The organism is Nitrincola sp. A-D6, from assembly GCF_000764495.1.
In the GTDB taxonomy this organism is placed as follows: Bacteria; Pseudomonadota; Gammaproteobacteria; order Pseudomonadales; family Balneatricaceae; genus Nitrincola.
The window spans coordinates 45,046-58,812 of sequence record NZ_JRLB01000054.1 but is presented as its reverse complement, the minus strand read 5'-3'; the positions used below and the strand labels follow the sequence as shown (position 1 = coordinate 58,812).

11 protein-coding genes and 1 pseudogene are annotated in these 13,767 nt (G+C 50.1%); 6 read left to right on the top strand and 6 right to left on the bottom strand.

Going from position 1 to position 13,767, the window contains the following annotated elements; translation table 11 throughout:
- Positions 1–48: 48 nt before the first annotated feature.
- Positions 49–681 (bottom strand): LysE family translocator, encoded by a 633-nt coding sequence (locus tag LH51_RS09905; RefSeq protein WP_036521968.1) that lies wholly within the window; start codon positions 679–681, stop codon positions 49–51.
- 362 nt (positions 682–1,043) lie between these two features.
- On the opposite strand from LH51_RS09905, the pseudogene LH51_RS09900 reads away from it, so the two are divergent.
- The 6 genes and pseudogenes from LH51_RS09900 (at position 1,044) to LH51_RS09875 (ending at position 6,888) form a co-directional block, all read left to right on the top strand.
- Positions 1,044–3,838: pseudogene (locus LH51_RS09900) on the top strand (monovalent cation/H+ antiporter subunit A).
- The gene (locus LH51_RS09895) at positions 3,838–4,194 is read left to right on the top strand and encodes a Na+/H+ antiporter subunit C (protein ID WP_036521966.1); all 357 of its coding nucleotides are present in this window, start codon (positions 3,838–3,840) and stop codon (positions 4,192–4,194) included. The pseudogene LH51_RS09900 and the gene LH51_RS09895 overlap by 1 nt, the downstream one beginning before the upstream one ends.
- Entirely contained in the window at positions 4,194–5,720 is a 1,527-nt protein-coding gene (locus LH51_RS09890; RefSeq protein ID WP_036521964.1) for a monovalent cation/H+ antiporter subunit D, read from the top strand. Before LH51_RS09895 ends, LH51_RS09890 begins: the two co-directional genes overlap by 1 nt.
- 1 nt (position 5,721) lies before the next feature.
- Positions 5,722–6,225, top strand: coding sequence for a Na+/H+ antiporter subunit E (locus LH51_RS09885; protein ID WP_036521962.1), 504 nt, complete (start codon positions 5,722–5,724; stop codon positions 6,223–6,225).
- Entirely contained in the window at positions 6,219–6,488 is a 270-nt protein-coding gene (locus LH51_RS09880; RefSeq protein WP_036521959.1) for a K+/H+ antiporter subunit F, read from the top strand. The genes LH51_RS09885 and LH51_RS09880 overlap by 7 nt, the downstream gene beginning before the upstream one ends.
- A 10-nt stretch (positions 6,489–6,498) precedes the next feature.
- Positions 6,499–6,888: a Na+/H+ antiporter subunit G gene (locus tag LH51_RS09875; RefSeq protein ID WP_036521957.1), complete on the top strand. Its 390-nt coding sequence runs from the start codon at positions 6,499–6,501 to the stop codon at positions 6,886–6,888.
- Between the two features lie 36 nt (positions 6,889–6,924).
- Here the strand turns inward: LH51_RS09875 and mutT are convergent, their stop codons facing one another.
- From mutT to ftsZ, 5 genes are all read right to left on the bottom strand, one after another.
- A complete protein-coding gene (mutT, locus tag LH51_RS09870; protein ID WP_235263646.1) occupies positions 6,925–7,377 on the bottom strand; it encodes an 8-oxo-dGTP diphosphatase MutT in 453 nt (150 codons plus the stop codon).
- On the bottom strand, positions 7,340–8,560 hold the full coding sequence (gene argJ / locus LH51_RS09865) for a bifunctional glutamate N-acetyltransferase/amino-acid acetyltransferase ArgJ (protein ID WP_036521955.1): 1,221 nt from the start codon (positions 8,558–8,560) through the stop codon (positions 7,340–7,342). Before argJ ends, mutT begins: the two co-directional genes overlap by 38 nt.
- 27 nt (positions 8,561–8,587) lie before the next feature.
- Positions 8,588–11,332: a preprotein translocase subunit SecA gene (secA, locus tag LH51_RS09860; RefSeq protein WP_036521954.1), complete on the bottom strand. Its 2,745-nt coding sequence runs from the start codon at positions 11,330–11,332 to the stop codon at positions 8,588–8,590.
- Between the two features lie 210 nt (positions 11,333–11,542).
- Positions 11,543–12,457: a UDP-3-O-acyl-N-acetylglucosamine deacetylase gene (lpxC, locus tag LH51_RS09855; RefSeq protein WP_036521953.1), complete on the bottom strand. Its 915-nt coding sequence runs from the start codon at positions 12,455–12,457 to the stop codon at positions 11,543–11,545.
- Between the two features lie 19 nt (positions 12,458–12,476).
- Entirely contained in the window at positions 12,477–13,709 is a 1,233-nt protein-coding gene (gene ftsZ, locus LH51_RS09850; RefSeq protein ID WP_081960771.1) for a cell division protein FtsZ, read from the bottom strand.
- Positions 13,710–13,767: the final 58 nt, after the last annotated feature.

Here is a 13,767-nt window from a genome sequence, read left to right as displayed (position 1 = left end):
GCTAGGGCAATTTGCTCAAAACCAGTTCTACTTTTGACTATCAGTCAACTACCCCGACACCTGATTCCGGGACAACAACGCCCAAAGTCCCGCCGCTGAAAGCAACGATCCACCCACCAGATTAAACCCACGATGTGCACCCGGGCGCGATAGCAGCCTGCGGGCTGAACCGGCAAACACGGCGTAGAGTGTTGCATTTAAAGTAGCCATGACCACAAAGGTGATGCCCAGAATCCACAACTGCTGAACGTGATCTGTGCCCGGATGAATAAACTGAGGCAGGAAAGCCATGAAAAACACCATACCTTTAGGGTTCAGCGCAGTTACCAGATAGGTGTTCAGGAACAATCGCCAGCGAGATCCGGGTTTAGGCGGCGCTGTCATTTCAACAGAGCCAAAACCACTACGTAACAGCTTAATGCCGAGATACAGTAAGTAGAGCCCACCCAGCCACTTGATCACCATAAACCAAAAGGCTGAAGCTGCCAGCAGTGCACCTAAACCCAGAATAGACACGGCTAGTGCTGTCGAATCCCCTAATGCAACGGCTGTTACTAAAGGGACATTAGCACGGCGTCCATGGGCGATAGAGTAACTGATGACGGCCAGAATCGTTGGCCCAGGAATGATTAACAACAGGGCTGAAGCAGCAACAAATGCAAGCCAAAGATCGAACGGCATGAATATTTCTCCTGAAAAATAGCTTCAAATACATTCACTAGATCGAAAAACTATAGCACTCAGGTTGACTAATATGTGCATATTATCTGCTTTCTAAGTCACACATAGATCAAACGCCTAGCGTTGCCCTAAAAAAACAGGGGTTTTATTTTGGCACGCCATTAAATTAGGATATATTGATATTTAACATCAACATTGATAATCAGCAAGGTCCAGCGCTGTAAAGGTGCACATTTTTACAGTAAACTTCCACGGCTGCGTATAGTGAGTTAGCAGCACGACCAATTTTAATGTCTGACCAAGACCGTCGTGCTGAGTAGATTACACGTTATTATTTTATCTTGCAGGAGCCTGTTGCCGCCATGAGTCTTTTCTGGATTCCTTTATTACCAGCTCTGGGAGTGTTTGCACCACTATTGGCGCATCGCTTTGGCAGAACGGCCTGTGCATTTGCAACCGCGGCAGCGCCAGCACTGGCTTTGCTGCTGGTACTGTTCAGCGCTCCAGCGGTATTTAGTGGTGAAACCCTCATCGTAACGGCCAATTGGGTTCCGGCACTGAATATGGATATCACTTTTCGCCTGGATGGCCTGGCGTTTCTGTTTGCCCTGCTTATTTTAGGTATCGGCTTACTGATCATTCTCTATGCCCGTTACTATCTGTCTGGCAAAGATAATATGGCGCAGTTTTATGCCTACCTGATGCTGTTTATGACCGCCATGCTGGGTATTGTGCTGTCTAACAACCTGATTCAGCTGTGGATGTTCTGGGAGCTGACCAGCATCAGCTCATTCCTGTTGATCAGCTTCTGGCATGGTAATACCGAAGGGCGCAAGGGAGCCCGTATGGCGCTGGCTGTGACGGGTGCTGGTGGTCTGGCGTTACTGGCAGGCTTGATCCTGATCGGTAAGATTGTCGGTAGCTATGATCTTCAGACTGTCCTTGAGAGTGGCGATATTATTCGCACCCATGCAGCCTATCCAGTTGCGCTGATATTGGTGCTATTGGGGGCCTTCACCAAGTCAGCTCAGTTCCCGTTTCATTTCTGGTTGCCACATGCAATGGCCGCCCCCACACCCGTAAGTGCTTACTTACATTCAGCCACCATGGTAAAAGCCGGTATTTTTTTGATGGCGCGCTTTTATCCAGTGCTGGCGGGCACAGAGCTGTGGATCATCATTGTCACCCTTACCGGGATGGCAACATTGCTACTGGGTGCTTACACAGCCTTATTTAAGCATGATTTAAAGGGATTGCTGGCTTACTCAACCATCAGTCATCTGGGCTTGATTACCCTGCTGCTGGGTATGGGCACTGAACTGGCCGCCATCGCCGCTATTTTTCATATTATCAACCATGCCACCTTTAAAGCCTCGTTGTTCATGGCAGCGGGAATCATCGACCACGAGGCCGGAACGCGGGATATGCGCCGCCTTAATGGTTTGTGGAAATTTATGCCCTACACGGCCACCCTGGCGATGGTGGCGGCGGCTTCGATGGCTGGCGTGCCGCTATTAAACGGTTTCCTGTCAAAAGAGATGTTCTTTGCCGAAACACTGCTGCAGCATACCCTGGGTTCCTTGTCCTGGATGATTCCAGTACTGGCAACGCTGGGAGCGGTCTTCTCGGTGGCTTACTCGTTGCGCTTTATCCACGATGTATTTTTCAATGGCGAACCGGTTGATCTGCCCAAGGTACCGCATGAACCCCCTCGCTATATGAAAGTTCCAGTCGAAATCCTGGTTGGACTTTGCTTGTTAGTCGGTCTATTTCCTGGCTTTATGGTTGGCAGCCTGCTCTATTCAGCGTCTGCGGCCGTACTCGGAGGTGAGGTGCCAGCTTATTCTCTGTCTATCTGGCACGGCTTTAACCTGGCACTGATCATGAGTATTGTCGCCATGGTTCTGGGTATTATCATTTACCATAACCGTCGCAAACTGTTTAAGTTTCAAAGCCAGTTCCCGGAAACTGACGCCAAGCTGGTTTTTGAAAGCCTGGTGCAATGCCTGGTGCGCAGCGCAACGAAAATTAACCAGTTTATCGAGAATGGCTCGCTGCAGCGCTACCTGTTTTTACTCTTTGTCATGGTCATCCTGTTTGCTGGAAAACCGCTGTTGCAACTGGTGCAAACCACCGGCGACAGGGAACAACTGCCGCTTAATAGTATCAGCGTGATTCTGGCTGTTATTTTGATTTTTGCAGCCCTGGCAACGGTTATCTGGCATCGCCAGCGATACATTTCTTTGCTCACGCTTTCGGTGGTCGGCTTGATCGTGTCGGTGTCTTTTGCGTATTTCTCCGCACCTGATCTGGCGCTAACGCAATTATCGGTTGAGGTAGTCACGGTAATTCTATTGATGCTGGCGTTATTTTTCTTGCCACAACAGACACCCAAGGAGTCCAGCCCCGGGCGTGTGGCACGTGATCTGGGTATTGCAGCGCTTATTGGTGGTATTTTTGCGACCCTGAACTACGCCATCATGACCCGTTCCGGCCTGAGTATTTCCGACTTCTTCCTGGAAAACAGTAAACCGGGTGGCGGTGGCACCAATGCGGTTAACGTGATCCTGGTCGACTTCCGTGGCTTCGATACCTTTGGTGAAATACTGGTATTAGGTATTGCCGCACTGGGTATCTTCAAACTGATTAACCGGATGAAAATATCCAAGCCATCAGGCGATATTAAAGGGCGTAACTGGACAGAAGACAGCCACCCGATGATTCTGCGAACGGTATCCCAGTCGCTATTACCTCTGGCGCTACTGGTATCGGCTTATATTTTCTTACGCGGCCACAATCTGCCTGGTGGTGGATTTATCGCCGGACTGATTACCGCTGTGGCTATCATACTGCAATACATAGCCCATGGGGTCGACTGGATTAAGCCGCGCCTTAAAGTAAATTACCAATGGAGCATAGCAATCGGGGTATTAATTGCCGCTGCCACAGGGGCTGGTAGCTGGCTGTTTGGCAAACCTTTCCTGACTAGCTGGTTTGACTATTTCCACCTGCCTGGATTGGTGAATTTGAACTGGCCAGTGCCATTTTATTCGACCTTGGCGTTTATATTACCGTGGTAGCAGCCACCCTGTTGATCCTGGCAAACCTAGGCAAGCTGACAACATCGCACCGGCCTAAAATGGAGGACAAATCCTGATGGAAGCGCTTTTTGCTCTTTGTGTGGGCGTACTCATTACCTGTGGGGTGTTTTTAATTCTCAGAGGGCGCACCTTTCCTGTGGTGATAGGTTTAACCCTGCTGGGTTACGCCGTCAACCTTTTCCTGTTTGCCAGTGGCCGACTGTCGATTAATTCAGCGGCTGTGATTGGCGCCAGTGAAACCTATGCCGACCCTTTACCCCAAGCGCTGGTTCTGACGGCGATTGTAATCGGTTTTGCCATGACCGCTTTTGTTGTCATTTTATCCATGCGTGGCCGTGGTGACCTGGGTAATGACCATGTAGATGGTCGCATCCCGGATCATTCTTCACTGTCAGATAAGGAGCGAGGTTGATGTCGACGCATCTGGTTATCCTGCCGTTCCTGCTGCCAATCGTTGCAGGGTTACTGCTGCTGTTACCTCCTGTACAAAACAGTTTGAAGCGTCAACGCGTCTTTGCCGTTGTCGCGGCTATCCTGTTGATCCTTGTATCAGCCAACCTGCTGTACACGGCCTACACCCAAGGCACTCAGATTTACATGCTCGGTGACTGGTCGCCGCCTTACGGAATCGTACTGGTAGCCGATGTACTGGCAAGCTTACTGGTATTACTGACAACAATACTGTGTCTGGCATCCATTCTGTTCGCGACAGCGGGTGATGATGAAACGGGTATGTATTACCACAGCCTGATTTTGCTACTTGTTGCCGGTGTCAACGGGGCGTTTCTGACCGGTGACCTGTTCAATCTGTTTGTCTGCTTTGAAATCCTGCTGATTGCTTCTTATGCCTTACTGATCCACGGGGGTGGAAAACAGAAAACCCAGGCCAGTCTTCATTATGTGATTCTTAACCTGGTGGGATCGAGTATTTTCCTGTTTGCCCTGGGGATACTCTACGGCATGCTCGGTACATTGAATATTGCCGATATGGCCGTCAAGGTAAAGCTGCTGAATCACGACGATCAGCTACTGGTTAAGATAGCCGGGTTGCTCCTGCTGGTCGTATTCGGCCTGAAATCCGCCATGCTGCCACTGCATTTTTGGTTGCCACGAACCTATGCAGTCGCCAGCGCGCCGGTAGCGGCGATGTTCGCCATCATGACCAAGGTCGGGATATACAGTATTTTTCGTGTCCACACTGTCATATTTGGTGATTTTGCCGGAGATTTGGCCAATATCGCCCAGTACTGGCTCTGGCCGATAGCGATCCTGACCCTCCTCATGGGTGCCATAGGTGCACTGGCCAGCTCCAACCTACGCATGTTGACCGCGAATTTAATCCTGATTTCAGTAGGCACGCTGTTAGTGGGCGCCGCACTGGGTACCGAACAATCAGCAGGTGCTGCATTTTATTACCTGGTGCACACCACACTGGTATCTGCGGCCATGTTCCTGATCGCCGATATGATCACCCGCCAGCGCGGCAAGGCCGAAGACCGTTTTGTGCCTGCACGGATGATGAAGCAGCGCGACCTGTTAGCCGGGCTGTTTTTTGTGGCGGCGGTGGCTATGGTTGGCATGCCTCCTCTGTCTGGCTTTATTGGTAAAGCCCTAATGATGCAATCGGCACAAAGTGGTGCCGAGATGGCCTGGTCCTGGTCAGCGATACTGCTGGCAAGTCTTGCCGCAATCCTTGCCTTATCACGCGCAGGTACCACCTTGTTCTGGAGGGTAACGGGTAGTACCGCTGATGGTGAAGATGTAAAAATGCCGAAGCTGATCGCTGTAGCAATTTTATTGCTATGCTCCCCACTAATGGTGCTGTTTGCAGGCCCTGTGACGGCACTCACAGCCGAAGCTGCAGCGGTGCTATACAACCCGGAACTATCTGTTCAGGCCCTGCTACCTCAACTGCCGACGCTTTCAGGAGGGCAATAAGATGCTAGCAAAACCCCGCTTTCGCTGGTTACCCATGCCATATCACAGCATCTTGCTGTTTGTGACCTGGCTGCTGTTAAACAATACTGTCGCGCCAGGCCATCTGGTACTCGGTGCTTTCCTGTCTCTGGGCATCCCGTTATTGACCAGCAGCTTGAGCATGCCTCAACCGGCGCTACACAAGCCGATTAAAACCCTACGTTACGCTCTGATGGTATTGGGCGATATTGTCACGGCCAATGTTGAAGTAGCCCGCCAGGTGATGGGGCCGATTGATAAGCTGCATCCCGCTTTGATCGCGATGCCGCTGGATATAGAGGGAGACTTACCCATTACCTTGCTGGCAAGCACGGTATCGCTGACCCCCGGCACGGTTAGCTCCGAAGTATCAAAGTGCAAGAAGTTCCTTTACATTCATGCCCTGTCAATGACCGATGAAGCTGAGCTGATTGCCACGATCAAACAACGTTATGAAAAACCCCTGATGGAGATCTTCTCATGCTAGCCTGGACTGTCATTCTGGTGAGCATTATGGTGGTGATTGCCCTGATCCTGAACCTTTGGCGACTCTTTGCAGGTCCGGATCTGGCGGATCGTCTGCTGGCATTGGACACCATGTACATTAACAGTATTGCCCTGATCATCTTGCTGGGTATCTGGTTCAGCGCAACATTGTATTTTGAAGCCGCACTGCTGATTGCCATGCTGGGTTTTGTCAGCACAGCCGCCTTGTGCAAATACCTGTTACGCGGCGACATCATTGAATAAGGTACTATAGATGAATTTTTTACTCGAATTGGTTGTATCGGTATTTTTGCTGACTGGCGGTGTGTTTATTCTGGTGGGCTCTATCGGCTTGATGCGACTACCGGACTTTTTCATGCGTCTGCATGCTCCTACCAAAGCCACCACTCTGGGCATGGGCGGTTTGCTGATTGCATCGATGATTCTGTTTACCCTGCGCGAGCCAGGCCATATCAGCGTGCACGAACTGCTGATTACGTTGTTCCTGTTCATCACGGCACCGGTAAGTGCGCATATGATGGCAAAGACAGCACTGCATCAGAAATTGAAGATGATGAAACGTACACAGGGACAGCATTTGGTAGATACAGCCGCACGACAGGAAGCACCAGCACAAGCCAAAACATCAGAGACCAGTCTCTAAAACGCCCAGGCCTTAAAACCCGGGCTGACATCGAGACTAAACTGAGAGATCTGCGATTATACGGTCGAGAATCGGCTGATTAGCTGCGGGGAAGGGATAGTCAACCAGGTCCGATACATCCACCCATGCCAGGGGTTGCCCTTCACAGCCTCTGGCTTCCCCTTTAAATGCCGTTACGCTAAACACATCCAATAAGACATGACGTTCGGGGTATTCATAGGGTATCTGAATAAGCGGCTGAGCAGCCGTTACCTGAATGCCCAGCTCTTCAAGCAACTCCCTGTCCAGGGCCTGACGTGCTGTTTCATTCAGCTCTACCTTGCCACCTGGAAACTCCCATAACCCGCCCTGATGCTTATCCAGCGGACGGCGTGCGATCAGAATACGTCCCAAAGGACTGTATATGACCGCCGCCGCCACATGTAGCGTTTGGCGAGACGGTGAACCCTTATCAGGAGCGGTATTCGGCATTGATCTTGACGTAATCATGTGACAGGTCCGTGGTCCAGACACTTTCCTGTACCTGACCACGGTTCAGGGACACACGGATCAAGATAGACTCTTTATTCATGACCGCCTGACCCTGTTCTTCAGTATAACTATCGGCACGACCACCCTGCTTAACAATGGCAACGTCATCAAGCCAGATGGCAACGTCATCCACATCCAATTCGCTAACACCAGCACGGCCGACACAGGCCAGAATACGGCCCCAGTTGGGGTCACTGGCAAACAGTGCTGTTTTTACCAAGGGAGAATGTGCAATGGTGTAAGCCACTTTGAGCGCCTCATCTACACTGGCCGCACGCTCAACACGCACCTCAACAAACTTGGTGGCCCCTTCGCCATCTTTAACGATAGCCTGTGCCAATTCCAGCATGACTTCATGCAGAGCGGTAACAAACTTATCCATCAAGGCCGGTTCCATATCACTCAGCTCAACACCGCTTTGACCGGTAGCAACCAGCATGCAGGCGTCATTGGTTGAGGTATCGCCATCGACAGTGATGCGGTTAAAGGTCTGTTCATTCACCTGGCTCAGCAGACGTTGCAACAGGTTGGCATCAATAATTGCATCGGTAGCAACATAGCCCAGCATGGTCGCCATATTCGGCATGATCATACCGGATCCTTTGGAGATACCAGTGATGGTGACTAACTGACCTTGATATTCAATCTGAACACTATGACCTTTGGCACGCGTATCTGTGGTCATGATACCCTGAGCGGCTTCAAGCCAGTGATTTTCATCGAGGTTATCCAGTGCCGCATCCAGCGCAGAAACCACCTTTGCAACCGGCAGAGGCTCACCGATAACACCGGTGGAGAAAGGCAGTACAGATTCAGTATCAACACGGGTTTTCTCTGCCAAAGCCGCGCAACAAGCAGTGGCCGCATCCAAACCTGCCGCTCCTGTACCCGCATTGGCATTGCCGGTATTCACCAGCATATAACGAGGTAATGCACCACAAGCAAGATGTTTTTTCGCCAATAGGACTGGCGCTGCGCAAAACTGATTACGGGTAAAAACACCGGCAATCGTAGCATCTACCGGAATTTCCATCACAACAATGTCTTTACGTCCCGGCTTTTTGATGCCGGCTGACGCAATACCCAAACGAAACCCTTTAACCGGATGCAGTTCCAGCTTTTTCTCAGCACCTACCGCCATATTACCTTCCTCAGTTATGCGCTGGTGTTAAATTTTACCGTGGCATTGTTTATATTTTTTGCCTGAACCACAAGGACAAGGCTCATTACGACCAACCTTGGGTACGTCGCGCACAAAAGGCTCGGGCTTATCACCTGCGGCACCCGCATCAGCACCTTTGTCGTCTTCAGCCTGCATAGCACTGCTTTGTGAATGTTCAAAGTTCATTTTCTGACGTTCGGCCGCTTCACGGCGCTGACGCTCAATCGCTTCAACATCCTCAGGCTCACGCACTTTCACATGACTGATAATACGTACCACATCTTTTTTGATATTCTCCAACAGTGCCTGGAATAGCTGAAAAGATTCGCGCTTGTATTCCTGTTTCGGGTTTTTCTGTGCATAACCACGCAGATGTATGCCCTGACGCAGCAGGTCCATGGTTTGCAGGTGTTCTTTCCAGAGGGTATCCAACACCTGCAGCATCACCTGTTTTTCAAACAGACGCATGGTTTCGGCACCGACCAGCTGTTCTTTCTCTGCATATTTTTCGTTAATGGCAGTATGGATTTTATCGCGCAAAGGCTCTTCATGCAGCAGCGAATCTTCATCCAGCCACTGTTGAACAGGCAGTTCAATAGAGAAATCTGTCTGCAGTGCTTTTTCCAGGCCAGCCACATCCCAGGTTTCTGCCAGGCTTTCCGGCGTGATGAAATCACTGATAGTGGTATCGATCACCTCAGCGCGTATCGCATTGATCGTGTCGGAAATGTCATTAGTAGCCATCAGATCATTACGCTGTTCGTAGATTACACGACGCTGATCATTGGCAACATCATCATATTCAAGCAGGTTTTTACGTATATCAAAGTTGCGCCCTTCAACCTTACGCTGGGCTTTCTCGATGGCATTACTGACCATCTTATGTTCGATGGCTTCACCCTTATCCATACCCAACGCCTGCATAAACTGGCGGATACGTTCAGAGGCAAAAATGCGCATCAAATCATCTTCCATGGACAGGAAGAAACGCGAAGAACCTGGGTCACCCTGACGACCGGCACGACCACGCAGCTGGTTGTCGATACGACGGGATTCATGCCGCTCAGTACCGATAATATGCAAACCACCCGCTGCCACTACCTGCTCATGACGTTGCTGCCAATCAGCCTTAGCGGCTTCCAGCTGCGCTTCTGTCGGATTTTCCAGTGCATCCAATTCTACTTCAAGTTTTCCACCCAGCATGATATCGGTACCACGACCTGCCATATTGGTGGCAATCGTAATAGCGCCAGGACAACCTGCGTTGGCAATAATGCCCGCTTCACGCCCATGATTTTTAGCATTCAACACACTGTGAGTGATCTTTTCCTGGGTCAGCATCTTTGACAAAACTTCTGATGAGCCGACAGAGGCTGTACCAACCAGAACCGGCTGCCCTTTCTCCTGGCAGTGACGGATCTCCTTGACGATGGCGTTGAACTTCTCTTCGATGGTCAGGAATACCAAATCATTATAGTCTGTGCGCTGTACCGGCTGGTTGGTCGGAATCACCACTACATCAAGACCATAAATCTGACGCAGCTCAAAGGCTTCGGTATCAGCCGTACCGGTCATGCCCGACAGCTTTTCGTAGAGTCTGAAATAGTTCTGAAAGGTGGTAGACGCGAGGGTCTGACTTTCCAATTGAATCTTCACGCCTTCTTTGGCTTCAACTGCCTGATGCAGACCTTCCGACCAGCGGCGCCCTGGCATGATACGACCGGTATGCTCATCAACAATGACCACCTGCTGATTCTGAACAATATAGTCTTTATCGCGTTCAAACAGGTAATGTGCACGCAGCCCCGCCAATACATGGTGCAATAAGTTCAGATTACCTGATGCATAGAGGCTCTCCTCTTCCTGCAACAAGCCCTCTTCACGCAGCAGATCTTCCACTAACTGGTGACCGGCTTCGGTTAGCTCTACCGTGCGGTTTTTTTCATCTACCACAAAGTGTTCATCAATAATCTGGGTGTCGTCCTTAACATCCACCTCGCCAAAAAACTGCTTTAGCTTGGGAATAATTTTATTGATATGTGCATACAGGGCCGAGCTGTCTTCAGCCGGACCAGAAATAATCAGTGGTGTACGGGCTTCATCAATGAGGATGGAGTCGACTTCATCGACGATGGCAAAATTGAAACCACGCTGCACCTTGTCCTCGACACTGAACGCCATGTTGTCACGCAGGTAATCAAAACCGAATTCATTGTTGGTACCGTAAGTGATATCACAAGCATAGGCTTCGCGCTTTCCGGCATTGTCCTGACCGGATACGATTACACCCACACTCAAACCCAGCGCTTCATAGAGGGGGCGCATCCATTCAGCATCACGGCTGGCCAGGTAATCGTTCACGGTAACAACGTGTACACCCTTACCACTGATGGCATTGAGGTAAGCAGGTAGTGTTGCCACCAGCGTTTTACCTTCACCGGTTTTCATTTCCGCCACTTTGCCGTCATGCAGGGTAATGCCACCAATCATTTGTACATCAAAATGGCGTAAACCCATCGCCCGGCGCGAAACTTCCCGCACAGTAGCAAAGGCTTCAGGTAGAAGCTTAGACAGCGACTCACCCGCTTCAAAACGTTGCCTGTAAGTTTCGGATAGTGCTTTAAGCTCTTCATCACTACGCTGTTCCATCTGCACTTCCAGTGCATTGATGTCCTTAACGACGCGTCCCATACGTTTGAGTTCACGATCGTTTTTGCTTCCGAAGGCCTTTTTCAACAGTGATGTGAGCATAATTCAACTTTTACCGTTAATTGGATGTTATTCGCGCAATGTCCATCGCGGAAAGAGCACATTATTCTACAGTGATTCTTATAGATAGTTGAGTTTCCAGACGCAATGTTCAACCCCTGGTGGTCGATATAAACAAAAAAAGCCGGGTAAGAACCGGCTTCTTGCTGATATTTTGTTTTAAGTGGGTAAAAAACACCCGAAAAACCAGAATCAAACAGCGGCGGCCGGTCGCAAAAATGCTATAGGAGATGCCTGCTCCAGTGTTTCAAAGGTCACTATTTCGTAAGCATCTTCAGTTTCCAGTAATTTTCTGAGCAACAGGTTATTCAGGTGGTGGCCCGATTTGTATCCGTAATACTCGCCGATCAGGCTTTTACCCAACAAATACAGATCCCCAACCGCATCCAGAATTTTATGCTTAACAAACTCGTTTTCGTAGCGCAGGCCCTCTTCGTTCAGCACCCGATAGTCATCCACTACGATGGCATTATCAAAACTGCCACCCAGTGCCAGATTTTGTGAACGCAGGAATTCGATATCCCGCATAAACCCGAAGGTTCTGGCTCGACTGACTTCGCGAACAAACGAGGTGCTGGAAAAATCCAGACAGGCTTCCAGATGACGATCCGTAAAAGCCGGATGATCAAACTCGATACGAAAACCGACCTTATAACCCTCATAGGGTTTAAAACTGGCGGATTTACCGTCCAGTTCAACCATAACCGGTTTTTTGATGCGTACGAACTGCTTGGCCGCATTCTGCTCAACAATACCGGCTGACTCGATCAGAAACACAAAAGGCGCCGCACTGCCATCCATGATCGGCACTTCTTCTGCGGTCAGATCGACAAACAAGTTGTCGATTCCCAATCCGGCAAGTGCCGACATCAAATGTTCAACTGTAGCAACACGAACGCCGTCAACCGACAAATTGGTCGACAAGACTGTATCGACTACATGGGTTGCAAAACCCGGAATTTCGACCACAGGATCCTGATCCACACGCCGGAAAACGATGCCACTGTTGACCGGTGCTGGTCTTAGGGTCAAATAAACTTTCTGACCGCTATGCAAACCAATGCCTGTCGCGCGGATGCTCGTTTTCAGAGTGCGTTGCTTAATCATTACAGTTCGCCGAAAATCATCAAAAATAAATGAGAATGATAACAGACTGAGCCATTTCAGGCAATCGGCCTCTCAGACCGCTANCCTCGTAGTGCCTTGGCTCGAGTCTCAGGAAAGTCGGTATATCCAGCTCACCGTAATCCTTGCGCTTACCTGTCTCTTTATCATGGCTATCCGGCTTATCTACCAGGGCTTCTTGCTTCTGACGACGCAGAACTGACGGCAGTTCTATTTCCTCCTGGCGCAGATCAGCTTTAGGGGCCTCCGAAGCCACCAGTTTAAACTCTTTCTCTTTGGGACGATCAAGACCGGTGGCAACAACCGTAACCCGCAACTCATCCACCATCTCCGGATCGATCACCGTACCGATTACAATCGTAGCATCCGCATCGGCACACTCTTCGATAATTTCACCGATTTCACTGTATTCACCCAGGCTCAAATCCAGGCCTGCGGTGATATTAACCAGAATACCGCGAGCACCACGCAGGTCGATATCTTCCAGCAGTGGACTCATAATGGCGGAACGTGCCGCTTCCTGTGCACGTTTATCACCCTTGGCAATACCTGTACCCATCATCGCCATGCCCATTTCAGACATCACGGTTTTGACATCGGCAAAGTCGACGTTGACCATACCGGTGCAGGTGATCAGATCAGAAATACCCTTCACGGCCCCTTTGAGTACGTCATTGGCGGTATTGAATGCATTAATCAAACTGGTGTTTTTACCCAGCACAGCGATCAATTTTTCATTCGGGATAATGATCAATGAATCTACATTCTCTCGCAGTTCACGTATCCCTTCTTCAGCAATCGCCATCCGCTTACGCCCTTCAAAACGGAACGGACGGGTGACAACAGCCACTGTCAGAATACCCATTTCACGCGCAATCTGTGCCACTATAGGGGCGGCTCCGGTCCCTGTACCACCACCCATTCCGGCAGTAATAAACACCATATCTGCGCCTTTAAGGCTTTCAGCAATACGGTCCCGATCTTCCAGGGCCGCCTTGCGTCCAATTTCAGGGTTAGCCCCTGCCCCCAGACCCTTAGTCAAACCACCGCCAATATGCAGGGCCGCACGTGTTGCCAGACGTTCCAGAGCCTGCGCATCGGTATTGGCGCAGATGAACTCTACCCCACCCAAATCATCAGACACCATGTGTTGTACGGCGTTACCGCCACCACCACCGACACCAATTACTTTAATGACGGCTTCCTGAGGTACATTATCTATCAATTCAAACATTTTCATCCTCCCCTGACATGCCTGTTTTTACCTTCCGGCCATGCCACGCTTTACGGTT